Genomic DNA, 26,803 nt, shown 5'->3' with positions numbered 1-26,803 from the left:
ATGTGTGTTAAAATATATAGTGTATGATAATTAAATTATGAGCTTTGAAAAGTTCTAGAAATATGTCGCAAACCGTTAACCAGAAACTCCATTAACAACAGAAAGAAGGTCAAAATGGATAAAAAGGTCAAAAGTTATTTTAAAGAACAATCAATTTTCTTTATAAGTGCAATAAAATGGATATGCATTTCAACTTTTATTGGCATTATAGTGGGCACTGTAGTAGCCCTCTTTATAAAGCTAGTTTCACATGGAGTTAGCTATGTATCTAATATAAATTACTATTATCTTCTCCTTCCTATAGCTTTGTTTTTAAGTTCTTTTATAATAATAAAGCTTGCCCCGGATGCAAAAGGTCATGGAACCGAGAAAGCAATTGAAGCCGTTCATAAGAATTCAGGAAGAAGTGACTTTAAAGTTGTACCAGTTAAACTTGTTTCCACACTAATCACCATAATTTTCGGTGGTTCCGTTGGAATGGAAGGTCCCGGAACTCAGATAGGAAGTGGAATTGCATCACTTGTGGGTAATTTTTTTAAAATGGATGATACAGACACAAAACGACTTGTAGTCTGCGGAATAAGCGCAGGCTTTGTTGCAGTTTTTGGTGCTCCCATAGGTGCGGCAGTATTTGCAGCTGAAGTTTTATATATTGGAAAAATTTCATATGTATCCCTTTTGCCAGCTGTTATAGCATCTTATACTAGCTATTTTACAGGGTTATATATAGGAACTAGTGCTTTAAATTTTTCAATAGCATTTATACCTAAATATCGTATATCAATGTTTTTAAAGATTGTTGCATTTGGTATATTTATTGGAATTGCTGCAAGATTTTTTATTGCCTTTATTAATTTTGTAGAAAAGATATTTGGAAAAATAAGATTTTATAATCCCCTTAAGGGCATAATAGGAGGATTAATCATTATTGTATTTGTTGTACTCGTTGGATCTGATTATATTGGAATAGGCGAGGAGGTTATCCAAAGGGCTATGGCAGGAGATAAACTGAATGGTTTTTCATCTTTATTTAAGATGTTTACCACAGCTATAACACTTTCAAGTGGAGGAAGTGGTGGAATTCTAACACCTATGCTTTACATCGGTAGTTCACTTGGAAATACCTGGGCTGCTATTTTTAACCAAAACCTAGCATTTTTTTCTGCTATAGGTATGGCAGCGTTTTTTGGTTGTTGTGCTAATACACCTATTGCCGCAATTATAATAGCCTTAGAACTTTTTGGACACTCTACTGGTATATATACATCTATAGCATGTGTAGTTGCATATTTGATTATGGGTCATACAAGCATCTATCCAACGCAAATTCTTGTCACAAGTAAATCTCCATCAATTAAATATGATACTAATAAAGAAATCATTAATTCTAAAAGTAAGGATGTTGTATTAAAGTATAGTTTTCAGAAAAAATTGTTTGGTGATAAAAATAAGGATTAAGTAATACACTCTATGATATATTAATCACAAAATTTACGATATATTCAAAGGAAGTATAAGAAAAACGATATTTCCTTGCAATCTATAGGATTATATTTTATATTTATAATAGAACATTGAACTATTATAAGTAATTTAAATAAACATAAACATTAAGTTGTATAAAATAAGGAGGAAATTAAATTGAGTAAAATTGAACAATTAACCGTAGATACTATAAGGGTTTTATCAGCTGAAGCAATACAAAAATCAAATTCTGGACACCCAGGGCTACCTCTCGGAGTGGCACCAATGGCATATACACTATGGGCAAACCATATGAAACATAATCCTCTCAATTCAAAATGGCAGGATAGAGATAGATTTGTACTTTCTGCAGGACATGGATCGATGCTTGAATATTCACTACTCCATCTTTTTGGATATGGTCTAACTATCGAAGATTTAAAGAATTTCAGGCAATTGGGAAGCTTAACACCTGGTCATCCTGAGTATGGTCATACAAATGGTGTTGAAGTTACCACAGGCCCACTTGGACAAGGAATTGCTAATGCAGTAGGTATGGCAATAGCTGAAAGTCATCTCGCAGCAAAATTCAACACAAAAGAGCATGCTATTGTAGATCATTATACATATGCTATATGTGGTGACGGCTGTAATATGGAAGGAATCTCTGGAGAAGCAGCCTCTCTTGCAGGTACCTTAGGACTTTCTAAACTTATTGTAATGTATGACTCAAATAGTATAACTATCGAAGGAAGTACAAATCTTGCTTTTAGAGAAGATGTAGGTATGCGATTTGATGCCTATGGATGGCAGGTTTTATATGTAGAAAATGGCAATGATATGGAATCAATAGGTAAAGCCATTGAAACTGCAAAGCTTGAGCTAAATAAACCTTCCTTTATTGTAGTTAAAACTATTATCGGATTTGGTTGTGCTAAAAAACAAGGAACTGCATCAGCACATGGCGAACCACTTGGTGAAGATAATATAATTGAAATGAAAAAATGCATGGGCTGGAGCGAAGAACCATTTACAGTTCCAAGTGAAGTAACTAAGCATATGGAAAATGTAAAAGCAGAGCTTAAAGCAAAGGAAGCAGCATGGAACACGCTTTATGCACAGTATAGTGAAAAAAACCCTGCACTTGCTAAAGAATATGAAGCATGGCAAAGCGGAGAACTTCCTGTAGATTTACTTAAGGTGGAGGAAATGTGGAAATTTGAGGGCAAAGCCGCAACAAGAAATTCTTCTGGAGCAATAATAAATACATTAGCTAAATATGTACCAAACCTTATAGGTGGTTCAGCGGACCTTGCTCCTTCTAATAAGACATATATGAAGGACATGGGCGATTTTTCAATGGAAGATAGAAATGGTTCTAATCTTCATTTTGGAGTAAGAGAGCACGCAATGGCAGCTATTGCAAATGGAATCTATGTACATGGAGGTCTTAAAACCTTTGTTTCAACTTTCTTTGTATTTAGTGATTATATGAAGGGTGCAATGAGATTATCTTCACTTATGAATCTTCCAATAGTTTATGTTCTAACTCATGATAGTATAGCCGTTGGTGAAGACGGACCAACTCATGAACCTATTGAACATCTTGCAGCACTTAGGGCTCTACCAAACTTTAATGTGTTTAGACCCGCTGATTCTAGAGAAACAGCTGTTGGTTGGTATGCTGCAATGACTTCAAAAACAACTCCTACTGCATTAATACTTACAAGACAGAATCTTCCACTATACGCCGAAACCTCAATTGAAGCTTTAAAGGGTGCCTATGTATTAAAAACCTATGAAGAAAAAGGTAAAAACCCTGATATTATTTTAATGGCTTCTGGTTCTGAAGTGGAATTTATTTATGAAGGAGCTAAATTATTAAATGACCAAGGTATAAAGGCTAGAGTAATAAGTATGCCTTGTTTAGATCTATATGAAGCACAATCAAAAGAATATAAAGAAGCTATATTGCCTTCAAACGTAAGAGCTAGATTGGCAGTCGAGGCAGGTTCTTCCTTTGGTTGGGATAGATATGTGGGCCTAGATGGCGATGTAATTGCTATTGATAGATTCGGAGCTTCTGCCCCAGCGGAAGCACTATTCAAAGAATTTGGATTTACAACAGAAAATGTTGTTAGTAGATCACTTAAATTACTGAAAAAATAATTTAATTAAGCTATGCCGCAGTGGCATCATCATAAAATTATGTAGAGCGTTGTAAATGATTAATTATAAAATTTAAAATTTACATTGAATAGTTTATTAATTCTCTACATATAATACTACCGATAGTTATTAACTCACAGCTAAGTAGATGAGCTCATCTTTAATATATAGATACAGCTAAAAGTTATTAACTAGCACTGTATTAAGTTAACTTTTTTAAATATAGTTTTTAGCTGTAATTATATTTAATTTAGTTAACTTAATACATAATTTTAATACTGACAAATTAGGCACCTCTAATTTACCATAGATTAAATTCTATGGTTTTTGTTTTATATAATTAATACTTGTAGTGTTATACTTTATGGCATTTATGTTAATGTCTATATAACTTTCTATTTATAAAAAATGCTTTATTTATTAGGAAAATTATGATACTATGTACGTGGATTATTAAAAAAGGAGGTTGATTATTATGTCATATAAAATTACTGATGCATGTGTAAGTTGTGGAGCTTGTGAGCCTGAATGTCCAGTTAACGCTATAAGCCAAGGAGATTCTATATTTGTTATAGATGCTGATACTTGTATCGATTGCGGAGCTTGTGCTGGCGTTTGTCCTGTAGGCGCTCCAGTTGAAGCTTAATTAAGAACATATTTCACATAATTAAAATACAAGCTACTGACTTTGTCAGTAGCTTGTATTTTTTTATTCGTTTATATCCTTAAAACCCTCTCCGAGAATTTCATGTACGTTATATGTGATTATAAATGCTTTCTTATCAATTTCTTTTATATAAATCTTTAATTTTATAAATTCTTTTTTACCTAAAACGGTGGTTATAACTTCTTTTTCCTCATTAGTATAAGCTCCTTTAGCAGTATATAAAGTGGCTCCTCTACCTAACTCTTCAATAATATATCTTTTTATTTCTTCACCTCTTGAGCTAACTACTTCAACTTTTTTACAAATATTCATTCCTGCAATAACTGCATCTATAGTAAATCCATTGATAATAACTCCAAGCAATGCATACATTCCAATTTTAGGTCCAAATGCTATGCCAGCTAAAATAGTTACTAAAAAATCAGACAAAAGTAAAGCCTTGCCTATGTCTAAGTGAAAATACTTATAAAGTATTTTCGCTATTATATCAGTTCCTCCTGTGGAAGCGTTTTGGTTAAATACCATACCTAGCCCTACTGCTCCAATCAATATTCCAAAGATTAGTTCTAGAAATAAATCATTTGTTATACTACCACTCATAGGACATGTCTTCTCTAATATCCATATCATACCGGATAATCCCAAACTAGAATAAATCGTCTTAACTCCAAAACTAGATCCTATAAATATAAAGCCTATAACGAATAAGATTAAATTTAGTACAATCATTATGGCTCCAATAGAAAGAGCTGGCACATACAAATTTATAATCATAGCAAGACCACTAACTCCTCCTACAGCTAAATTATTTGGAACTAAAAAGAAATAAAATCCTACAGCTACTAGTGCTAATCCAATAGTTATTAAAATATATTCTTTAATTATTTTTTTCATGCTAATCCCTCCTCATTTATATTTTCTCATATTATACAAAATTATATACTATTTCAATCTTATGTCAAACTTTATAATAATCTTAAAGGAAAAAAAATCTCTCAGCCTACCAGCTAAGAGATTAAAATTTCCATACAAATCACTTTTCGTTAAATCATCTCCTGGGTCGCTACAATTAACGACTTACGAAGGAGATTTAGACATCTACTAAAATGTCGTTAAAATTCAGCACTACCAGTTGTTCTTGGGAATGGAATAACGTCTCTGATGTTACTCATTCCTGTAATATACATAATAGCCCTTTCAAATCCTAGTCCAAATCCAGCATGCTTAGTTCCGCCGTATTTTCTTAACTCTAAATACCACCAATAATCTTCACTATTAAGACCGCATTCTTCCATTCTAGCTTCTAGAACATCTTGTCTTTCTTCTCTTTGACTTCCACCGATAATTTCTCCTATTCCTGGTACAAGTAAGTCCATGGCTGCAACTGTCTTATTGTCGTCATTTATTCTCATATAGAAAGATTTTATCTCTTTCGGATAGTCAGTTACAAATAATGGTTTATTATACACTTCTTCGGTTAAATATCTTTCATGCTCAGTTTGCAGATCGCAGCCCCAAGTTACTGGATACTGGAATTCCTTTCCTGATTTTTGTAAAATATCAACAGCCTCAGTGTATGTCACACGACCAAATTCCGCATTTACAACATTATTTAATCTTTCAATTAGGCCTTTATCTACAAAGCTGTTGAAAAACTCCATTTCTTCAGGAGCATTTTCCATAACATATTTTATAATATATTTCATCATATCTTCTGCAAGCTTCATATCATCATTTAAATCTGCAAATGCTATTTCAGGCTCTATCATCCAGAACTCAGCTGCATGTTTTGTTGTATTAGAATTTTCCGCTCTAAATGTTGGTCCAAAAGTATAAACACTTCTAAAAGCTAGTGCAAAAGCCTCTGCTGCTAACTGTCCACTTACAGTTAAGCTAGTTTCTTTACCAAAAAAGTCTTGCGTGAAATCAGCTTTTTTGTTTTCACCCATAGGCATATCGTTAAAATCAAGGGTAGATATTCTAAACATTTCGCCTGCACCCTCGCAATCACTACCAGTAATTATTGGTGTATGTGTATATACAAAGTTTCTCTTTTGAAAAAACTCATGTATAGCAAAAGCAGTTAGTGAACGCACTCTAAACACTGCTGAGAAAGCGTTACTTCTTGGTCTAAGGTGCGCAATAGTTCTTAAATACTCAAAAGAGTGTCTTTTCTTTTGCAATGGATAGTCAACATCTGACATTCCTTCTAACACTATTTTAGTAGCTTTAAGCTCAAAAGGTTGCTTAGCATCTGGTGTTACAACTAATTTTCCTTCTATAGTCAAAGAAGAGCTTATAGGCAATTTAGCTATTTCAGAAAAATTATCTAAACCTTCCTCAAAAACTACTTGAATGTTTTTAAAGAAACTTCCATCATTAATTTCTATAAATCCAAAGGCTTTAGAAGATCTTAAAGTTCTTATCCATCCTGAGATAGACACTTCTTTATCTGCATATTTTTCTTTTTCTCTGTAAATTTGTTTTACTAACAATTTTTCCATAAAATTGCCCTCCTTATAATTTCATACTTTTCTTAATAATAAAAAAGCCTTCCATCCCTTAATAATAAAGGGACGAAAGGCTATAATTTCGCGGTACCACCCAGTTTGTCATAAAATATGACCACTCTAATCAGTACAGAATTATAAATTCGATACTGCACAACAATTAACGGATTGTACCCGTCTAAACCTACTATCTTAATGATTTCGGTTAGAAACTCTGAGATGTTCTTCAATATAAACTTCGTATTGGTCTTTCACCACCACCAACTCGCTATGACTACCTTTTATATTTACTTTTCTCTTCACAGTCTTTATATTTAAAAATTATAATAATTAGAATATATACTAATTATTCTTATATTCTATTAACAATTATAATATTTTTAATGATAGATGTCAAATTATTTTCTTTACTATTTTAGTAAGACTGGCATAGCTTTGTTTCATCTAAATCTACTCCACATATATTTTATACAATTCCCTGTTTTTGCAACTCTCACTCTAAACATAATACTGTGACTGTGCCATATACATACTTTCATACTGACTTCCTTGCTCTTTTATCAATTCCTCATGAGTTCCAAGCTCAATAATCTCTCCATTATGAAATACGGCAATCCTATCACAAAGCTTACAGCTTGACAATCTATGTGAAATATATATTGCTGTTTTTTCTCCTACTATCTCCTTAAATTTACTATATACCTCAAACTCTGCAATAGGATCGAGTGCTGCTGTTGGTTCGTCTAACACTACTATTGGTGCATCTTTATATAATGCTCTTGAAATGGCTATCTTTTGAGATTGCCCTCCTGAAAACTCTATACCATCTTCTTCAAAGGTTTTATATATATGAGTGTTTACTCCTTTTGGCAACTTCAAAATATCCTTTTCCAGGCCTGCTTCTTTAAGCGTTTTTTCAATATCCTCATCCTTTGAAGTTTCATAACTATTAAGGGCTATATTTTCTTTTATACTAAATGCCATAAGCTTAAAGTCTTGAAATACTACAGATAGTAATTTCATATATTCCTTATAATCATATTCTCTTATGTTTACACCATTTAATAAGACTTCACCTTCTGTAGGCTCATAAAGTCTTGTAAGTAATTTTATAAAGGTAGTTTTTCCTGCTCCATTTAGTCCTACTACCGATAGCTTTTCTCTATCTTTAATAACAATAGACACATTTTTCATTTAGAAGATTTTCAAACCTAAATCCTACATCCATTAACCTGGGAGAATAAGCCCCTTCTAAAAATGCATTTAAATAGTTTAATGTAGCAGATAGAATAAAATAGCTTAATAATATGGTGATTAAACTTTTTGCTCTATTAGCTCCCATTAATTCATCAATTAAAAATTTAGGTGCAAATATATTTATAAATGGTAATATGGCTGTTACTACTGTATATAAACCAAAGTACAGCAATACTTTTTTGTCCCATTTATAAGTGTTCTTAACTAGAAAATAAATATTATTGATAACACTTCTCTTATTATTTTCCATTAATTCCTCTCCTCGTCTATATACTTTAAAACATTTTAAAGCATTCTGATGTACTTTTAAATTTTTAAATGTTTTTCAACATAGATATATTCTCAGCTTCCTCATCTCTTATTTTGTATTCTAAACTTTTATATAACGAAAAAGCGGATTTATTATATTTAAAAACATTAAGTAATATTTTATTAAGTCCCTTTTCTTTCGCTTCCTTTTCAACCAAAAGTAATGTCTGTTTTCCATAGCCTTGTTTACGGAACTTCTCAAGTATTAAGAAATCACAAATAAACGCTATATCTTCCTTATACTTCTGATACCAGATAAAACCTACATCTTCATTCTCTCTATTCACAACTACATAAATAAAATTATCCTTTGTGTACTTTCCTTGTGGAATCAATCCATTAAAACTTTTTTTGGCACTCTCAAATGCATTTTCTTCGCTGCATAGACCTGATTTTACTAAATCCTGTGAATAATCAACAATATTCCATTTAGCAAACTTATCAAATTCATCATCACTCATTTCTCTGAATCTTATATTAAAATATTCCATTTTGTTCCTCCTAAATTATAGTCTTGTTTAATACTTATTATAGCACATTTTACATAATATCCAATAAAATACTCCTATAGATTATTTGAGGTAAAAGAAATAGCACTAAGTATTATTAATTCAGATAGAATACTTCAATATCCATTAACCTTATGAGCATTTAACATTTTTGCCATAAATATGTTATAATACTTCTTTATTGCCCTCTTTATGTTTAAATCAACTTGGTATGTCTAATTGATTTAAATGTAAATTAATAAGCACTTATAAAGTAAATATTAAACTTAAACTATTTTGGAAGGATTGATGTTATGTTACTAGATAGAAAAAGTTTTTTTATTAAAGAACAGGTACAATTTATGAAATTTTCAGGAAGATATGATATTTTTGATCCAATACTTAATACACAAATTGGTTTTGCCAAAGAAGAACCTGGTGCGCTTGTTCATTTTTTAAGGTTAATTATAGGTAAGGGAATGCTACCTAACAAAATAAACGTTTGCGATACAGAAACCAATTCAATTGCGTTTACAATAAAGAAACCATTCACATTTCTACGTTCAAAAGTCAGTGTATATGATGGAGCTGGCACTTATAAGGGATATTTTAAAGGTAAAATATTAACTTTAGGTGGAGGTTTTTGGGTTTTTGATTCAAACGGGAATGAAATAGCTGAACTAAAAGGAGATTGGAAAGGTTGGAACTTTAATTTTTTCCAAAATGGAAAATCTGCGGGCACTATTACAAAAAAATGGTCTGGAATAGGAAAAGAATTATTCACATCCGCAGATAATTATATGATTTCTTTAGATGAAGGTGAGTATACCCAAGATAAAATTATATTACTACTAGCTGCCGGTTTAGCTGTAGACATAGTGTATAAAGAAAATTAAAGTCAGCTCCTCAAGTTTAAAAATTTCTAGACTATTTAATCTACAACAAAGTTTTTAGTGATTTTTTTCTTATGCCTTTATATAAAAAGACATAAGGCACATTTAAATAAATAACAAGTCTGCGCGTCTTTGACTTGTTATTTATTTTCACATGACTACCTACTTATTTATATTTTCTTTAAAATTCACCTTCCAGAATTCATTCACATACTTTTTATCTGATAATTTTCCTTGTACTTTATTTTTCCATTTTGTTTCATCTGTAAGTAAATTTAATTCCATGCCATACCAATTTTGAACATGGCTTCGTGTTATTTTATATGAGGATCCCATAAATTTAAAAGTAATTGCTTTTAAATTATCTATCAAAGCAAAATTTGCAACAGCATTATAAATAAGATCAGCCTTTATTTTATCTTTACCAATACCCAAAACTGTTTCTTTATAATTTATGATATATTCTAATCTTTCATCTGAATTAAGTTCATTTGTTCTATTAATATTACACAATGGAAGTTCGTAATTAAGATTGCAAATGTTACCCATATTCCCCATGTATTTATTTTTATATTTGAGCACATTTTTAAAATCATGAGTTATTGCATCTCTCTGCTCTAATTTATATTTAGCTTCTTGTTTTTCTTGCCTTGGTCTAATGATAAAGTCCATAGCTGTAAATCCTAACATACCAATTACCAGCAAAATGATTATTATAATTCTACGTTTTTTCATAGCTAATTCACCTCATATTCATTTAGTAATTTGTATGCCCTACTCACAATTAGGGGAACTACTATTGAAAATAAAGGAAAGGTAAATGATACTATAAGCCTTGCAAATTGAAATGGTCCATCAATATGAATCGCACGTGAGAACCAAATATTGCTCGCAAAATGTATACCAATATTATATATTGTATTTGAAATAATATATATCCACCAAATGATCCAAGTATACTTTTTACAACTATATATTTTGTTTATATTAATTACTGAAGTTTCAGTTAAATACCCATCATAGTTTTTATAAGACATAGATAAATATATATATCCTACACCAACTAAAGCCACAGTAAATATTTCACTAATTATAATGGTAAAATTTAATCTAAGCGGAATTGTTATTATCCATCCAATTAAAATATATAGTACAGCTATTTGAGCCAACTCTTTCTTGAATCCATTAATATATATTTTTTTATTACCATCAATAAACATATCAATACTATCAATATTTTTTATGGCTTCATCATATGCTTCACTGTAATCTAATCCATTATCCATATTATCTTTAATTCTTGCTTCAAGATTAGTAGAAATTTCTTCACGTAGCTCTTCTGTTTCTTTTGTCTTTTTATATTTTACAAATAGTCCGTCAACATATTTTTTAATATCTCTCATAAACACTCCCCCTATCTGATTTCAATTAATTTATCAATAACCTGACGAGCAACTTTCCAAGCTTCATAATTTCTTTTATACATTTGTAAGCCTTCATCAGTAATCCTGTAATATTTTCTTCTGCCCCCCTGACTCTCATTCCCCCAATAAGATTCCACCATCTTTTGTCCTTCTAACCTTTTTAAGCTTGAATAGAGCGTAGGTTCTTTTAACTCATATTCATCGTTACTATTTTCTTTTATAGCTTTGATAATTTCATAACCATAATTATCCTTTTGGCATAAAACACAAAGTATAATAGTATCAATATTACCTCTTATAAGGTCGCTACTAACATTGTTCAAAGTCAATAACCTCACCTCCTAATAATAGGATACTGCATATTACTATGTGTGTCAATGTAATATGCGTGAAATATCTATGCCGTTTTGCTTAAAAAAACGTAAAAAAACACATAGTTCATGATATAACATAAACTATGTGTTTCCTTTGAAATTTTAATCTACTATAACTTGCTGGCCATTAACCCTGCCCCTATAGCACCTGCATATCTTCCTAATTCATTTGTACTAACTTCTTTCCCTAATTTTTCTGATAGACTACTTAAAATATATGCATTCCCTGATAAACCTCCTGTAAGGAAATAATTAAACCCTTCAGAATGTTTCCCACACAAGGAACTAACTTTACTAACTATTGAGTCTACAATAGCATAGGCTATATCCTCTTTTTTTTCTCCTCTACCTATAAGACTAATAACTTCAGACTCAGCAAAAACAGTGCACATTGAGCTTATGGTAATTCCACTACCTTGTGCTGCTAAATCGCAAAGTGAATCTATATCCATGCCTAGAGCATTAGCCATAATCTCTAGAAACCTGCCAGTTCCTGCAGAGCATTTATCATTCATAATAAAGTTTGTTATCATACCATCCTCTACAGTAATAACCTTTGTATCTTGTCCACCTATGTCGATTACTGTGCAGTTTGAAGACAATAAATATGCTGCCCCCTTACCATGACAAGTTATCTCTGTTATAGTTTTGTCTGCATAAGGCACAGATACTCTTCCATAACCCGTTGCTATAGACTTTGAATTTTCTTTATTTATTCCCAATAATTCTAATTTTTCTTTTATAGTGTTAGCAGTTTCAATACTACTCCACCCCGTTGGCATTACAAAGTATTTTTCTAGCTTGTCTTCCTTAAATATTGCTACTTTAGCTGCTGTTGAACCTATATCTATTCCTATGTAAAACATAATGACCTCTCCTTATTGCAAATGTATTTTAACGACCTTTCCTACTATAACAAATAAAAACTTCACTAAGATTCTAAATCTCCTCCTGAAACCTTTAATATTGTAGCATGGCGATGATGACTTAACTATATTTATAATTATAATACATTTGTACTGAAGTTCTCAAATTATTTTCTTGTTTAATAGCAAAAAATATATATATAATAAATAAAGTTGTTTATTTTACTTAAAATTTAAGGACAACTGTTAATAATCTAACAGTTGTCCTTAATCAACTACATTACAATTCATTACTAACAAATATATTATCTAAAATTCTTCGTCTTCATCATCATCTTCATATTCATCTTCAACTATCTGACCTATAACTTCATCTCTTTTAGCTACTTCTCCAGTGACCTTATTTTCAAGAACAATGTTACACTTTACACATCCATCTTCTTCATTAATAAAAGTTTTTGCTACAACATCACCTTTTTCTAAAGATACTCCTTGTGTAAGTTTTTCAGGATGATCAAAGGTAACTGGCTTGCTATTTAATCTATCACTCATAGTATACTCACTTCCTTTCTAAATATAGTTTGCACAGGAAGAGTTCCAAATATACTTTGAAAATGTTGCCTAATTTTGTTTACCACATTACCCTTTTATTCTGTAAATCCTTCTCCCAATACCTCTCTAACATCCGCAATAGTAATAAATGCGCTTTTGTCTATTTCTTTAACCATTTTTTGAAGAGGCACTATTTCATGTTTACCAACCACTACAAATAGCACTTGTTTTTCTCCGTTTGTATACATTCCCGTACCATTTATCCCTGTAACACCTCTCTTTAAATCTTTCATTAATATTTCTGCTATTTCCTTAGAATTATCTGAAATAATAAATACCGCTTTTGAAAAATTTATTCCCTCAAGTATATTATCTACAACCTTAGCAACTATATATACAGATATTAGCGCATACATAGCCTTTTCAGCTCCAAATACAAATGCGCCTATTAGTATTATAGTTGAATCTAGTGTTAGTATAATTTTAGCTATTGGCACATTCTTCAAATAAACCTTTATTATGTTTGCAGCTAAATCAGTACCACCAGTACTAGCAGAAGCTCTTAATACTAAGCCTAAGCCTGTACCAACTAATACCCCACCAAATACACTCGCAAGCAAAAAATCCACCTTTGGTGATGGTATAAAGCTTGTATAAAACAATGCAAAAGATAGATAGGCTGCAGCAAACATGGATTTGCCTACAAATTTTCTGCCCTTAAGTTTTATAGCTAAGACAAACAATGGTATATTTACAACAATATTAGTAAGCCATAAAGGCACTCCATTTCCATAATGTTTTTCTGTAACATATTGGATAACAATTGCAAGGCCTGCTACTCCACCTGTTACTAATTTTATTTTTGCCAAAAACATATTTATCCCTGCTGCGAGTATTGTAGCTCCAATAATAATATAAATATAGCTTAAAACGTTTTCATTTTTAGTCTCGCTTCTCATTTGCTTTATCTCACTTTCTACTTTCTATTTTGTCCTCCATAAAGTTATCACAATTATTAAATTATGTAAATAAAAAAACTACTCTTGCTAGTTTTTAGTGTCTTATAAATTTAGTATTAGCTATTCCCAAATAAAAAGCACCTCATGCAATATTAATTTAGGGGGACTAAAAAAAATACTGCATCAAGTGCTTTTTTATTTGGTTTACTTAAATCATTAACATAAATCAATATATTTATTCAAATATATTGAAAAATTTTTTTAATATATTATTTCTTGCCCAGAATAATCTATTTGGACTGCATTTATGTTTTGTTTTCTCATTTTATCTGCAAATTTACTAGTAATATTTACTTCCTCTCCGAAATGCATAGGTATAAGTAATTTAGGTTGAATTTTTTTTGCAAAATATTCTCCACCCACATAATAAGCTTCCTGGAGTCTTGGATCTACAGGAAAAAAAGCTATATCAATTGATTTTTCTTCACTTAATTTATCTATGTGAGCTTTAAATGAAGACTCCGCTAGGGACTGCTCCTCTAAACTATCCTCTTTCCAACGCCATAAGTTAAGATCTCCAGCATGAAAAATAGTTAATCCATCCACTTTTACGAGGAAAGATATACCAATATCCGTTGAACCATAAGCTTTTACATAAAGGTCGTCAAATGTTCTTTCTTCACCTTCCTCTATAAAGTTATAACTAGGTTTATTTTTATTTATTGTTATGTCACTACTAAATATATATTTTATATTACTGTTATAATTCTCCCATTCCAAAATACTAGAGTTAAAATGATCTTCATGACTATGAGAAGCAAACACAACCACATTTTTCATTTGTTCAATATTTTCAGGGGACAATAGGACTGATGGTTTATGAGTATCATCATTTTCTATAGGCTCTTTATAATAATCAAATATTAAAAAATGGTTTTTAGTTTTAATTGCAAAACCGCTATGATAAATATAGTATATTTTCGCTTTTATTTTTTCCATAGTTACATCTCCTTATATTTAAAATATTTTTTATAAATAATAAATCTATTGCCCTTATTTTATCACAAATATATAATGATGATATAGTATATGTGATATATTAAATTTTTCAGAAAAGGTGGTTATGTTAAATGAAGTTTTCTTTTGACCATAATAATATTAATGTATTGGATTTAGAAAAAAGCGTTAAATTTTATAAAGAGGCACTTGGCTTTGTAGAAACTAGGAGATTTAATGCCACCGATGATAGTTTTACTCTTATATTTTTAGGTGATGAAACTACTAATCATAAGTTAGAACTCACGTGCCTTAAAGATAGAACTGAAGGCTACAATCTAGGCGAAAATGAATTTCATCTTGCTGTAGTTACAGATGATTTTGAGGAAGCCTATTTGCACCATAAAAAAATGAGATGCATCTGTTTTGAAAATAAGCCTATGGGAATATATTTTATTATGGATCCCGATGGCTACTGGATAGAAATTATCCCAAGAAAATAGTCATAATAAAATTTTAATAAATATTTATCTTTAAAGACTAAATAAAAAATAAGTTTCTTCGAAGATTATTCTATGGTATTATTTTATTTGTTAATAATAATTATAATATTTTACATGTTGTTACATTAAGTTAAAAATTATGTAACTTCAAGAATAGGAGGAATTTATGAATATTTACCCAGTTATATTTATAATAGTAAGTTTTGGTTCACTGGTAGCTGCATTCATTTTAGAAGGTGGAAGTCCCGGTATGCTTGTAGCTGAGACTGCTGCTATGATTGTGTTTGGCGGTACAATTGGATCCGTAGGACTCGGATCTTCGCCTAAAAAATTAAAGAATATCCCGGCAATGCTTAAGCTTATATTTACAGCAAAAGATAAGGATCTAGTGGAAATTGTAAGTTATTTTAAAAACTTATCCTTTAAAACTAGAAAAGATGGGTTACTTAGCATTGAAGCCGAAATAACTGATGCATTAGACCCTTTTATTAAAAAAGGTTTACAGCTAGTGGTGGATGGCGTAGACCCTCAAATGGTAAAAACCATTTTAGAATTTGAACTTGAATCAACCTATGAAAGACATAAAGAAAATGCTGGTATCTTTGAGGCAGCAGGTGGACTTGCACCTACCATGGGTGTTATAGGTACGGTTATGGGTCTGGTACAAGTTTTAAGTAACCTTTCTGACCCATCTGTTTTAGGAGAGAAAATTGCGGTTGCATTTATAGCTACTCTATATGGTGTTGGGTCTGCAAATTTACTATTTCTTCCTATTTCTTCAAGATTAAAGGATTTAAATAATGAAGAGATTAAAGAGAAGTCACTAATAATAGAAGCTGTTCTTCTTATGCAAGAAGGTGCAAATCCTAATATCTTAGCAGAAAAGTTAAAAGGTTTCCTTGATAAGAAACAAATACAGAAGTTTAATGAAATGGATAATGGGGGAGCATAATAATGAAAAAGAGAGAGGAAAAAGAACCCAATCATGAGCGATGGCTTTTAACTTATTCAGACTTAATAACTTTGCTTATGATATTTTTTGTTATTATGTATGCATCAAGCACCTTAGATGCTACAAAATATAAACAGCTATCACAGTCACTTAACGTGGCTTTTGAAGGTGGTGGTAAAAGTATTGTTGGAAATGACTCAGCTATAAGTATAACAGATCCAAGTACTAAGGTAGTTGAGACGCCCCCTGTAGAAAGCACCGCATCTGATGGAGGTAAAGCATTAGAAGAAAGTAAAATGAAAGATATTAAAAAAAATGTGGACAAGTACTTAAAAGAAAATGGATTAAGTTCTAACGTATCCACTAAAATTGATGAAAGAGGACTTCAAGTAAGTCTCAATAGTACACTTCTCTTTGATATTGGTAAATCAAATGTTAAGGCTGAATCAATAACGCAGTTAATTAGTATAGGGAAAATACTAAATAAGGTTGATAACTATGTAAGAATTGAAGGACACACAGATAGTACACCAATTAGCAATAATGAATTTAGCTCAAACTGGCAGCTTTCTGCCATTAGGGCAACTAATGTTACAGAACTTCTTATTTCAAAAGCAGGAATTTATCCTAAAAGGATATCCGCAGTAGCCTATGGAGAAAATAGACCTGTGGCAAATAACACTACTGAAATAGGAAAAGCCAAGAATAGAACCGTAGATATTATTATATTAAGTAGTAAATTTTCAAAAGCAGAAAAAACCAAATAAAAAGATGCTGCTATTTTTATTAGCAACATCTTTTTTTCTATTTTTCTTTAATAATTTTAAGTTTACCATCCACAATATCAACTGTTGCGCTACCACCTGTGCAAAGATCACCAAACAGCACTTCATCAACAAAATAGGTCTTTATCTCCTGTTGAACTACTCTATTGATTTCTCTAGCACCATAGGCCTCTGAATAGCCTTTTTTACTTAACCAAGCATATAAATTATCTGTTACCACTAATTTTATGTTTTTAGTTAAAAGCTTTTCCTGGAACTGTTTCATAGCTTTTTTAGCTATTTGAAGAGCCATAGCTTCGTCAATTTTATTAAATACAATTATATTATCCAATCTATTTCTAAATTCTGGAGAAAATACTCGTTCTACTTCTTTAGTGACTGCTTCTCCTGATTCTATTCTATCTCCAAATCCAATTATATTTTTACTAGCTTCTCTGGCTCCTGCGTTAGATGTCATTATTAAAATAACATTTCTGAAATCTGCCTTTTTACCAGTGTTATCAGTCAATGTTGCATAGTCCATAACCTGAAGTAACACATTATATACATCTGGGTGAGCTTTTTCAATTTCATCAAGCAATAGCACACAATGAGGGGTTTTTTTAATGGCTTCGATTAATAGTCCACCCTCTTCATAACCTACATATCCTGGTGGTGCGCCAATAAGTCTAGCCACAGTATGCTTCTCTTGGTATTCACTCATATCAAATCTAATAAGTGGAATAGCGAGGCTCTTTGATAATTGCTTACTTACTTCTGTTTTTCCGACTCCAGTAGGACCCACAAAAAGAAGAGATGCTATTGGTTTTTCTTCATCATTAAATCCCGCCCTAGATCTCTTTATAGCTCTTACTAGAGTGTCTATAGCGGCACTTTGCCCAAAAACTTGCTTCTTTAAACTTTGGTCTAGATTTTTTAGTGTTAAAGTTTCATTGTTTGACACACTTTGCTCTGGAATTTTTGCAATAGAAGCTACTATTTTTTCCACTGCACCTTCCGTTATAATAATATTTTCTTCACTATCCTCAGAATTAAGCCTAGCATAAGCACCAGCTTCATCCATAATATCTATAGCTTTATCTGGAAGATATCTATCATTAATATACTTGCTAGATAGTTCTGCTGCGGTTTTTAAAGCTTCTTCCTTGTACGTAACCTTATGGTAAGCTTCGTATCTATCTTTAAGTCCCATAAGAATATTAAAGGTATCTTCAATAGATGGCTCCGGCACTTCAATCTTTTGGAATCTTCTAGCTAGTGCACTATCTTTTTCAAAATGCTTTTTATATTCATCATAAGTAGTTGATCCAATGAACCTTACCTTACCATCTGCAAGGAATGGTTTTAAAATATTAGAAGCATCCATGGAGCCTCCAGAAACTGCCCCAGCTCCAACTATGGTATGGATCTCATCAATGTACACTATAGGCTTTTCCTCTTTACTAATTTCCCTTAATACTTTTTTTATACGTTCTTCAAAATCACCTCTATACTTTGTACCTGCAAGGAGAGAACCCATGTCCAAATAATATATCTTGCTCCCTTGTAATATCTTAGGGACTTTGTTTTCTACAATTAATTGCGCAAGCCCCTCCGTGATAGCAGTTTTACCTACCCCCGGTTCTCCTACATGCACTGGATTATTTTTAAGTCTCCTACATAATACTTGTAGTGTTCTTTGCAGAATATCTTGCCTGCCAATAAGAGGATCCATTTCCCCTCTGCTGGCTTTCTGCGTTAACTCCACAGTAAAATCACTTAAAAAATTTTCTTTCCCACTGGAATCTATTTCTTCGTCGTATGTGTGTTCTAAATCTTCTTCGCCTTCCTCAAATTCAACTGCTTCTTCTTGCTCATGATTTGTTGTCCCTGCAAAATCAAAAGTATCTACTACAGAAATACCATGAGCTATGTAATTGAGAAGATCCCTTCTTTTCATTTGCTGTTTTCTCAAAAAATATGAAGCAAAGCTTTCCTCGTCATCATACATGGCTACAATCACATCACCAATCTTAACCAGCTCTTTTCCAGAAAGCATAACGTGATCTTCAGCTGTTGATAAAATTGTCTGGATTCCAATGGTTTGTATCGGCTCCGCGTCTTCTACAACATCTATATTTTCCTTTAAAAATTTAATTATCTGTTTTTTTAGTCTCTTAACATTACCACCACTATTCTCTACTATATCAATTCCCTCTTCAAAAAATAAAGAGGCATAAAGAATATGTTCTGGTGTGAAATATTCATGATTGGACATTTGCGCTTCATTATAAGCTGCAGTAATAATCTCATTTACTATATTATCTAATTGCATAATTACTCCTCTTCTAGGGTTAATTTTAATGGAAACCCACTTTCTTCACACATCTCCATAGCTTGGATGATTTTTGTTACACCTACATCATAGCTATATATTCCTGCAATGCCTCTACCCTTTTTATGGACATCAAACATAATTTTTGTGGCTTCCACAACCTGTTTTTTAAAAACTCCAACTAAAACCTGCACAACAAACTCCATGCTTGTATAATCATCATTGTGAATGATTACGTTGTACTTATTGGGCTTCCTAATGTCAATTTCTACTTTCTCTTTAATATTAACTTTTTCATCAAAAATATTTTGCTGCGACATAATTACCAACTCCACTGTTTTAATAAAGTTTATTTTATTTTCTGTACTTTACTACAAGACTATTATATCCTACTTGTTTATATATTACTTCATTTACCTATATTATTTCAACTGTTCTATACTTTTATCTTTTATTTTTGGAATTTAAAATATATCCATTTTAAAAGTAACTCTTTTTTTATTTTCCACATATTATAAAGTAGGTATTTATGCCTTAATAAAAGGAAGAATTTCAGGTGCCTAATTTCTATAAGAAAGGAGTATTTTTCTATGATACAATACAATAACTGTGATAAATTAAATATATTAAAACTAATTATTATTATCAATATTCTGCAGCAATCATATTATAGTGAAAATATTAATAAAATTTCTAAAAAAAACTCACCAAATATTAAACTTAAAAACAATATAGACCTAAATAATTCAAGTGTCAAAAGGGATGCAAAAGATATAATGGATCTAGACCGTATATTTCCTATACAAGAAAAAAATATAGAAGATGATACGAAATGTATAAAAGATAAAATTAAAATTAATACCAATAATAATAATAATAATAATACTACTGCTGATACTCCTGACAATGATATTTATGAAATTACTGAAAATATAAATACTAATCATAATGAAAACTTCATATTAACAGTTCCCATCATAATATCAAAAATAAATATAGATATTCCTATTGAATTAACATTTAAATTAAAAAATGCTACATTAGATGTAAAAAACATCAAAAATGAGATATATTTAACTAATAGTAAGGTACTCCCCATGTATTAGCAATAAACCTTTTATTAGCATTTCATAAAAACAGGTATATACATTTAATACAGAAAGAATTATGTATTAAAAAACAGGAACATAAGATTTACTCTTATGTTTACTGTTTTTTGTATTCTAACAATCTCATGCAGTTATTGCAGACATGTACTAAACTGCCGTAACTCTTACCTGCTGATTTTGTAATACTTTTAGCGTTAAATTTATCACTATTTTTTCGGTTAGTTGTGTAACCCTTTGCTCTGTAGGCGTTTCACAACTTGAAATTGGATTTGTGTGAATATCAACTTCAGTAACATCTGCCCTTACTAATTCAACATAGGGTTTTTCATTATAGAATTCTGTAATAAAGAAACTCTGATCGCAAGGATTACGTCCAAGTACAGAATCTGTACAATTATCGCAGCCTTCAACTTTATCTGTAAAAAATTCTATTTCACTTGGAGTGGTGTTTTCATTAAAAACAGGTGGCCTAAGGAAAGTAACTCTAGTAGTAAAGTTAAACGGAACTTGAACTGTACAGTGCCTTATATCTCCACATACATTTGTACTTGTACCTGATGGACAAGTTTGAGTTGCATACTCAATATTCTTTCTAACAAAACCTGCTATAAATAATATCCCAGTGCCAGTACGGCTGTCTTGAGAAAATGGAATTAAGCGAGATTGAGTTAGAAATACATTTTTTTTAGTACGTTTAATTTCCATAACTACTTGGTCAAATGTGATAGTAGCTTCGACAGGAATTATTATTTTTGTCTCTGCTAGCACAACAGGGAGCTTAACTACTGTATTCCCAGGACAAATAACAGTAGGAATTACATCAATTTCTTCTGTTATTGTTTCAGCTTGAGTAGTGACTGTTGCACAATGATTATTTTTTAAACAACAATCTGCAATATCTGCAATATATGAATCATTACCCGTGTTTATTTGATTTTCTTGATTTAATTTAGAATCAATATTCATAATAAATTATCCTCCTTTTGAATTAACGAAAGTATACTTATTGTTCAAGAGTTAGTGAACTGCTCGGTAAAATATAAGATTTATAGTGTAATCTTTATATTATATACTATTACAATTTATGTTTTTACGTTACAGAACTACTAATTTTTTTTTGAAATATCTACATGTTGATTTTGTAATAATTTTATTGTTAGTGATAACACTACCTTTTCAGTGATGCTGTGAAATCCTTGTTCTAAAGGTATTTTATACTCTTTATTTATTGGATTTTCAAGAATATCAGATTCAATAATTTCAGCACTAATTAATTCACAGGATACTTTTTCATTAAAGTATTCGATTATTTTAAAATTTTGCTCTCGATTATCTTCTCCAATTATGCCTTCCTCACAGGGATTAGAAACTTTAATGCTAGTTTTTAGTATTTTCACTTCCTCTTGATAATTATTTGGTTTAAACTTAGGGTAAGACTTAAACGTTACTCTGGTAGTACATTTAAAAGGAACTTCAGCTGTAGCATGTTTAACCCTTCCGCATGACACCCCCTTATCATTATGATCTTTGGTTGTGTATTCTATATTCTTCCTAATAAAGCCATCTACAAATAGTATTCCTGTATTGGGTTTTCCATCTTCAGAACTCGGGATAAGTTCGCACTGATTTAAATATACATTTTTTCTAATGTGTTTAATTTCTAATACAACATCCTCTAGCTTAAGCGAAGACTCAACAGTAATAGTTAGAGTACATTCTGTTAACACTACTGGAATTTTTACTGTTACAGGCTCTACAGTGACTTCTGAAGTATGAATAATATTCTCACAAAGAGGTAGCATTTCAGAAGTAACCACTGTTTTAAAATTCACAATTTTAACCTCGTCCACTTGATTATTAAGTGTATCTTTAGAAAACTCTTCTATTGGAATGGTATTGTGATTTTCTTCTAGCAAGTCTTCATTATATAAATCTTCAAAACAAGTATAATTCTTATTTTCTAAGCTATCTTCCTTGGATAAGTTACAGTTTTCATCTTCTACACTACTTTCTAAGTCCTCCTTGAGTATATCAAGATTTTTCTCTTCTACACTATTCTCTACGTCATCATCCTTGGATAAATTACGATTCTCATCTCCTACATCATTTTCTATGTCATCCGCCTTGGGTATATCAAGGTTTTTGTCTTCTACATTGTTCTCTAAGTCATCATCCTTTGATAAATTACGATTCTCATCTTCTACATCATTTTCTATGTCATCCGCCTTGGGTATATCAAGGTTTTCCTCTTCTAGATTATTTTCTAAGGGAACATAGTTATTATTTTCTGCAATATAAGTTTTAAAAAAATTAAATAAATCTCTTTCTATAAAATAATTTTTATCATGCTCCCTTTTTTGATCTACTTCGTCATGATGTTTTTCGTGATGTTTTCTTTTATGTAGCTCACTATTATGATTCTTTTTATGATGCTCTTCATCTTGTTTTCTCTTATGACGCTCATCATTATGATCCTTTTTATGTTGTTTTTTATCTTGTTTTCTCTTACGCCGCTCATCATTATGTTCCCTTTTATGTTGCTTTTCATCTTGTTTTCTTTTATGCTGATCATCACTATGATCCCTTTTATCTTGCTTTTCATTATAATGTTCTTCATCACATTTTTTCTTATGTCGGATATCATCATATTCCATTAAATTGTTTATTTTAAGCACAACTTCTCCTCCTATTCAAAATGCTATGGTCTAAAAAACTTTAAATGTAACCCTTCCTAAGAAAGAGACCCAAAACCACTCTTAGTAAGCTTTGGGTCTAGAGCATATAAATTAATTAATATCTAAAATTAAAGATTAGATTGCTGTAACTCTAACTTGTTGGTTTTGTAAAACTTTTAGTGTTAAATTGACTACTATTTTTTCGGTGAGTTCTGTGAACCTTTGCTCTGTAGGAGTTTGACAGTTTGAAGTAGGATTTGTGTGAATATCAATTTCAGTAATATCTGCTCTTACTAATTCAACAAAAGGTTTTTCATTAAAGAATTCTGTGAATGAGAAATTTTGATCGCAAGGATTACGTCCAAGTACTGGATCTGCACAAGCATCGCAGCTTGAAAGTTTATCTGTAAAGAATTCTAGTTCACTTGGAGTAGTGTTTTCAATAAAAATAGGTGGTCTAAGGAAAGTAACTCTAGTAGTGAAATTAAATGGAACTTGAACTGTACAGTGCCTTATATCTCCACATACATTTACATTTGTACCTGATGGACAAGTTTGAGTTGCATACTCAATATTCTTTCTAATAAACCCTGCTATAAATAGTATTCCAGTGCAATTACGGCCGTCATTAGAAAATGGGATAAGACGGGATTGAGTTAAAAATACATTCTTTTTAATACGTTTAATTTCCATAACTGTTTGGTCTAATGTGATAGTAGCTTCAACAGGGATTGTTATATTGGTCTCTGCTATTACAACTGGGATCTTAACTACTACAGGTCCAGCAGCAATAACAGCGGGTGTTACATCCATTTGTTCAGTTATTGATTCAGCTTGAGTAGTAACTGTTGCACAAGCCTGCCTTTCTAAAGAACAAGCTGCAGTTTGAGAATCACACTTTCCCATTTCACTATCTTTATATTTATAATTAATATTCATAAATAATATTATCCTCCTTTTAATCTAACAAAATATACTCTGTAAATTTTATATATCTATTACACTAAATCTACTACATTCTACCTCAACTCTTACTGCTAAAGATTTCATGATACACCCTGTAAAATATAGGATTCATGGTGTAATCTATAGTATATACTATTACTATTTATGCTATTGTGTTACAGAAAAAAGGGTTAGAAAATAAAGATTCTATAATTTATTCTGCATGATTAAATGATCTTAAATATAAAAAAACAGGAACATAAGATTTAATCCTATGTTCCTGTTTTTTAATGTTAACATCTAGGCTAACTACTAGTGGAAAATATTTAGTTGTGTAAAATGCTAACCTTATTTAAATTTATTATAGTATAATTTCTAGCTTTTTTATAAAAAATTCTTTCACATATGTTTAAATAAAAATAATATGGCGAAACTATTAAATGTTAAGTGAAGTTTATCTTATTCTCCTAACAAATAAACTTCATTTTCTAAATTCACTCAGTTATACTATATCATATTCTCTAAAAACTCTTTCAAATAGTAAAAACCCCAAGGTAGCTTGGGGTTTTTATTGTTTGCTTCTTATTATCTTACGCATATCTTTGATTTTTTAGCTAAAACTACAAATGTAGTTTTTTCAAACTCATCCTTATTAATGTTAAAATCAATTGCTTTTCCAATATAATAATTTATTCCATGCTATAAGTCTATGACTTTTGAATTTTCTATAAGTATACACAAATTCCATATATTAAATTTGTGCATACATATAGAACAAAGTCACATATCGCTAGAATTTTAAATCTCCTCACTAAGAATCTATATCTTAAGCAAATAAATAACAAGTCATTGTTCTAGCATCTCTTACTTGCTATTTATTTGTGTTAATTATTATTTAATAGATTCTGCAATCTTTATTAGTTCACTCCTTGTAATTCCTCCTCTACCCGCTAACATATAAACACAATCTTTAGTTTCCCAATCAATGTTTCTATTCTCACTTATTACAGCATTTACCCCATTAATTTTTATTTCTTCCATCCTGCCGTCTGTTCCAGATACACATTTAGTGGTTTCATCTGGAAACCTTTGTTGCATAAATATAAACTTCCCTGTCTCCTTATTAGTAAAATATAAACTAATATATTTACTGTTTTTAACTTTTGTTTCATTCGCTTCCTTATAAACTTCTGCTCTATCAAATTTATATCCTTCTGGCAAAAATGTTGGAAGCTTAACATCAAAGCAAGTATACTCATTTAATTTACTAGAATCTTTTATTTTAAATATCGCTTCTTCACTTTCTTTGTCCATTTTTTCTTTCTCAGCTACAGTTATTATTTTACCATCCTCCGTATAAGCAATTTTTTCACCTTTTTCTGTGTATAATCCGTTGTAATTTTTCTCTGTAACTACTTGTACTGGCTTTTTGTGTTCATCAAAAATTTTGCCTTTAAATTCATCTGTAAGTCTTATTTCTTTTATTTTAGATGGTTCCGTTTGTATAATACTTATATGTCCTAAAGATATAGTTCTTATTACCCTATCAGCTATATCTCGAGCAAAGGATGTTTGCATTAAAGAAACACTTACTACACATATGGCTGCGACTGAAATAGCAGCTTTTTTAAATTTATTGGATTTTTTCATAACATTCTCTCCTTTATTTTCACCTATACTTTTTAAAGTTTTATTAAATACTGCTTGTTTATTACTATCTTTGCTAAAATCCTTATTTGATATATTCTTACTAAATTGTAAAAGTTCATTATATTCACTAGGCTCTGTTTTTTTCTTATCCTCTATACCATTAAAATAAGCATCTATTTCCTTAGAAAACTTGTCTTCAATTCTCTTATTGCTCATATTTTCCCCTCTCTTCCTCGATTTTCTTTTTTAGCTTTTTCATTGTTCGATAAAGTATCACTCCAACATTGCTTTCCGTAATATCTAATATTTGTGCTATCTCCTGATTTTTAAGATTTGCACCAAACTTAAGAGAAACAATATTTCTGTCCCTTTCATTCAAAATCTTCAAAGCCTTTGAAAGTTCACTGTTACTTTCTGCTGATAATATTATATCTTCGGGAGTTTTTCCTCTTGATACTAAGTCCTTAATTGTGTCAAGAGAAAATAATTTATGTTTTTTTAGACTTCTAAAATAATCATTTACTATGTTTCTAGCTATAGCAAACATCCACACCTCAAAAGGTGATTTACCTTGAGAATACATATCTATTTTAACCATTATTTTTTCAAAAACCTGACTTGTAAGGTCTTCTGAGGTTTCAATGCTATTAACACGATAATACATATAGTTGTAAACTCTTTTGTAATAGCTTTCAAAAATACGAGCAAATTCTTCTTCTCTACATAATTCTTCTGTAATTTCTTTTTTATATGAAATATCACACAACGCAAGTTGCTTCATCTCCCCCCCCCTTTTTCTTATTTTTTTACTCGGCCAAGTAATCTCATATGTTAATACGTAAAATTTTTCATTCCATTACATATATTCTAATCTTTTTAATATATATATGTAAAACAACTTTCTATCCCCAATAAGAAATGTCCTTAATTTTTAATACTAAG

General features: G+C 30.8%; 26 protein-coding genes, 1 pseudogene and 1 other annotated feature. Of the genes and pseudogenes, 8 read left to right on the top strand and 19 right to left on the bottom strand.

Going from position 1 to position 26,803, the window contains the following annotated elements; all coding sequences use genetic code 11:
- The first annotated feature begins 114 nt into the window (after nt 1–114).
- The 3 genes from Ctaglu_RS12155 (at nt 115) to fdxA (ending at nt 4,279) form a co-directional block, all read left to right on the top strand.
- Nucleotides 115–1,458 (top strand): chloride channel protein, encoded by a 1,344-nt coding sequence (locus Ctaglu_RS12155; RefSeq protein WP_125001995.1) that lies wholly within the window; start codon nt 115–117, stop codon nt 1,456–1,458.
- 183 nt (nt 1,459–1,641) lie between these two features.
- The gene (tkt, locus tag Ctaglu_RS12150) at nt 1,642–3,633 is read left to right on the top strand and encodes a transketolase (protein ID WP_125001993.1); all 1,992 of its coding nucleotides are present in this window, start codon (nt 1,642–1,644) and stop codon (nt 3,631–3,633) included.
- A 475-nt stretch (nt 3,634–4,108) separates the two neighbouring features.
- Nucleotides 4,109–4,279 carry a 4Fe-4S ferredoxin gene (gene fdxA / locus Ctaglu_RS12145; protein WP_125001991.1) on the top strand — a complete coding sequence of 57 codons (171 nt, stop codon included), beginning with the start codon at nt 4,109–4,111 and terminating at the stop codon, nt 4,277–4,279.
- Between the two features lie 63 nt (nt 4,280–4,342).
- On the opposite strand, the gene Ctaglu_RS12140 is transcribed toward fdxA, so the two are convergent.
- From Ctaglu_RS12140 to Ctaglu_RS12120, 5 genes and pseudogenes are all read right to left on the bottom strand, one after another.
- Nucleotides 4,343–5,194: a YitT family protein gene (locus tag Ctaglu_RS12140; protein ID WP_125001989.1), complete on the bottom strand. Its 852-nt coding sequence runs from the start codon at nt 5,192–5,194 to the stop codon at nt 4,343–4,345.
- A gap of 218 nt (nt 5,195–5,412) precedes the next feature.
- Nucleotides 5,413–6,804 (bottom strand): asparagine--tRNA ligase, encoded by a 1,392-nt coding sequence (gene asnS, locus Ctaglu_RS12135; RefSeq protein WP_125001987.1) that lies wholly within the window; start codon nt 6,802–6,804, stop codon nt 5,413–5,415.
- Between the two features lie 65 nt (nt 6,805–6,869).
- Nucleotides 6,870–7,122, bottom strand: a binding site (T-box leader).
- A gap of 186 nt (nt 7,123–7,308) precedes the next feature.
- Nucleotides 7,309–8,004, bottom strand: a pseudogene (locus tag Ctaglu_RS12130) (ABC transporter ATP-binding protein); the annotation flags it as partial.
- Nucleotides 7,979–8,317 carry a hypothetical protein gene (locus Ctaglu_RS12125; RefSeq protein ID WP_125001982.1) on the bottom strand — a complete coding sequence of 113 codons (339 nt, stop codon included), beginning with the start codon at nt 8,315–8,317 and terminating at the stop codon, nt 7,979–7,981. The pseudogene Ctaglu_RS12130 and the gene Ctaglu_RS12125, both read right to left, overlap by 26 nt.
- A gap of 64 nt (nt 8,318–8,381) precedes the next feature.
- The gene (locus tag Ctaglu_RS12120; RefSeq protein ID WP_125001980.1) at nt 8,382–8,867 is read right to left on the bottom strand and encodes a GNAT family N-acetyltransferase; all 486 of its coding nucleotides are present in this window, start codon (nt 8,865–8,867) and stop codon (nt 8,382–8,384) included.
- Nucleotides 8,868–9,142: 275 nt separating this feature from the next.
- Between Ctaglu_RS12120 and Ctaglu_RS12115 the strand changes: the two genes are divergently transcribed.
- Nucleotides 9,143–9,760: a phospholipid scramblase-related protein gene (locus tag Ctaglu_RS12115; RefSeq protein WP_373861678.1), complete on the top strand. Its 618-nt coding sequence runs from the start codon at nt 9,143–9,145 to the stop codon at nt 9,758–9,760.
- Nucleotides 9,761–9,919: 159 nt separating this feature from the next.
- On the opposite strand, the gene Ctaglu_RS12110 is transcribed toward Ctaglu_RS12115, so the two are convergent.
- The 7 genes from Ctaglu_RS12110 to Ctaglu_RS12080 form a co-directional block, all read right to left on the bottom strand.
- Complete coding sequence (locus Ctaglu_RS12110) at nt 9,920–10,492, bottom strand: DUF4825 domain-containing protein (RefSeq protein ID WP_125001976.1); 573 nt, start codon at nt 10,490–10,492, stop codon at nt 9,920–9,922.
- A gap of 2 nt (nt 10,493–10,494) precedes the next feature.
- Entirely contained in the window at nt 10,495–11,160 is a 666-nt protein-coding gene (locus Ctaglu_RS12105) for a permease prefix domain 1-containing protein (protein ID WP_125001974.1), read from the bottom strand.
- Nucleotides 11,161–11,171: 11 nt separating this feature from the next.
- On the bottom strand, nt 11,172–11,510 hold the full coding sequence (locus Ctaglu_RS12100) for a PadR family transcriptional regulator (protein WP_125001972.1): 339 nt from the start codon (nt 11,508–11,510) through the stop codon (nt 11,172–11,174).
- Nucleotides 11,511–11,665: 155 nt separating this feature from the next.
- Nucleotides 11,666–12,421, bottom strand: a complete 756-nt coding sequence (locus Ctaglu_RS12095; RefSeq protein ID WP_125001970.1) for an acyl-CoA dehydratase activase — start codon at nt 12,419–12,421, stop codon at nt 11,666–11,668.
- A gap of 309 nt (nt 12,422–12,730) precedes the next feature.
- Nucleotides 12,731–12,973, bottom strand: a complete 243-nt coding sequence (locus Ctaglu_RS12090; RefSeq protein WP_125001968.1) for a hypothetical protein — start codon at nt 12,971–12,973, stop codon at nt 12,731–12,733.
- Nucleotides 12,974–13,068: 95 nt separating this feature from the next.
- A complete protein-coding gene (locus tag Ctaglu_RS12085; RefSeq protein WP_125001966.1) occupies nt 13,069–13,932 on the bottom strand; it encodes a YitT family protein in 864 nt (287 codons plus the stop codon).
- A gap of 261 nt (nt 13,933–14,193) precedes the next feature.
- Nucleotides 14,194–14,931: an MBL fold metallo-hydrolase gene (locus Ctaglu_RS12080; protein WP_125001964.1), complete on the bottom strand. Its 738-nt coding sequence runs from the start codon at nt 14,929–14,931 to the stop codon at nt 14,194–14,196.
- A 131-nt stretch (nt 14,932–15,062) separates the two neighbouring features.
- On the opposite strand from Ctaglu_RS12080, the gene Ctaglu_RS12075 reads away from it, so the two are divergent.
- The 3 genes from Ctaglu_RS12075 (at nt 15,063) to Ctaglu_RS12065 (ending at nt 17,150) form a co-directional block, all read left to right on the top strand.
- Entirely contained in the window at nt 15,063–15,431 is a 369-nt protein-coding gene (locus Ctaglu_RS12075; protein ID WP_125001962.1) for a VOC family protein, read from the top strand.
- Between the two features lie 166 nt (nt 15,432–15,597).
- Nucleotides 15,598–16,383 (top strand): flagellar motor protein, encoded by a 786-nt coding sequence (locus Ctaglu_RS12070; RefSeq protein WP_125001960.1) that lies wholly within the window; start codon nt 15,598–15,600, stop codon nt 16,381–16,383.
- A gap of 2 nt (nt 16,384–16,385) precedes the next feature.
- Nucleotides 16,386–17,150 carry a flagellar motor protein MotB gene (locus tag Ctaglu_RS12065; protein WP_125001958.1) on the top strand — a complete coding sequence of 255 codons (765 nt, stop codon included), beginning with the start codon at nt 16,386–16,388 and terminating at the stop codon, nt 17,148–17,150.
- Between the two features lie 37 nt (nt 17,151–17,187).
- Here Ctaglu_RS12065 and clpA read toward each other — a convergent pair whose 3' ends face one another.
- Nucleotides 17,188–19,482, bottom strand: coding sequence for an ATP-dependent Clp protease ATP-binding subunit ClpA (gene clpA, locus Ctaglu_RS12060; RefSeq protein WP_125001956.1), 2,295 nt, complete (start codon nt 19,480–19,482; stop codon nt 17,188–17,190).
- A 2-nt stretch (nt 19,483–19,484) separates the two neighbouring features.
- Nucleotides 19,485–19,802 (bottom strand): ATP-dependent Clp protease adaptor ClpS, encoded by a 318-nt coding sequence (locus Ctaglu_RS12055; protein ID WP_125001954.1) that lies wholly within the window; start codon nt 19,800–19,802, stop codon nt 19,485–19,487.
- 270 nt (nt 19,803–20,072) lie between these two features.
- On the opposite strand from Ctaglu_RS12055, the gene Ctaglu_RS12050 reads away from it, so the two are divergent.
- Entirely contained in the window at nt 20,073–20,588 is a 516-nt protein-coding gene (locus tag Ctaglu_RS12050) for a DUF7852 domain-containing protein (RefSeq protein WP_125001952.1), read from the top strand.
- A 150-nt stretch (nt 20,589–20,738) separates the two neighbouring features.
- Here the strand turns inward: Ctaglu_RS12050 and Ctaglu_RS12045 are convergent, their stop codons facing one another.
- The 5 genes from Ctaglu_RS12045 to Ctaglu_RS12025 form a co-directional block, all read right to left on the bottom strand.
- Nucleotides 20,739–21,557: a CsxC family protein gene (locus Ctaglu_RS12045; protein ID WP_125001950.1), complete on the bottom strand. Its 819-nt coding sequence runs from the start codon at nt 21,555–21,557 to the stop codon at nt 20,739–20,741.
- A gap of 140 nt (nt 21,558–21,697) precedes the next feature.
- Nucleotides 21,698–23,266: a CsxC family protein gene (locus Ctaglu_RS12040; protein ID WP_125001948.1), complete on the bottom strand. Its 1,569-nt coding sequence runs from the start codon at nt 23,264–23,266 to the stop codon at nt 21,698–21,700.
- 135 nt (nt 23,267–23,401) lie between these two features.
- On the bottom strand, nt 23,402–24,205 hold the full coding sequence (locus tag Ctaglu_RS12035) for a CsxC family protein (RefSeq protein ID WP_373861677.1): 804 nt from the start codon (nt 24,203–24,205) through the stop codon (nt 23,402–23,404).
- An 897-nt stretch (nt 24,206–25,102) separates the two neighbouring features.
- Nucleotides 25,103–26,077, bottom strand: a complete 975-nt coding sequence (locus Ctaglu_RS12030; RefSeq protein WP_125001946.1) for a DUF4367 domain-containing protein — start codon at nt 26,075–26,077, stop codon at nt 25,103–25,105.
- Complete coding sequence (locus Ctaglu_RS12025) at nt 26,067–26,642, bottom strand: sigma-70 family RNA polymerase sigma factor (RefSeq protein ID WP_125001944.1); 576 nt, start codon at nt 26,640–26,642, stop codon at nt 26,067–26,069. The genes Ctaglu_RS12030 and Ctaglu_RS12025 overlap by 11 nt, the downstream gene beginning before the upstream one ends.
- Between the last annotated feature and the right edge of the window lie 161 nt (nt 26,643–26,803).

The sequence above is a fragment of the Clostridium tagluense genome (assembly GCF_003865095.1).
Taxonomy (GTDB): domain Bacteria; phylum Bacillota; class Clostridia; order Clostridiales; family Clostridiaceae; genus Clostridium_AD; species Clostridium_AD tagluense.
This window is presented reverse-complemented; position numbering and strand designations above follow the sequence as displayed.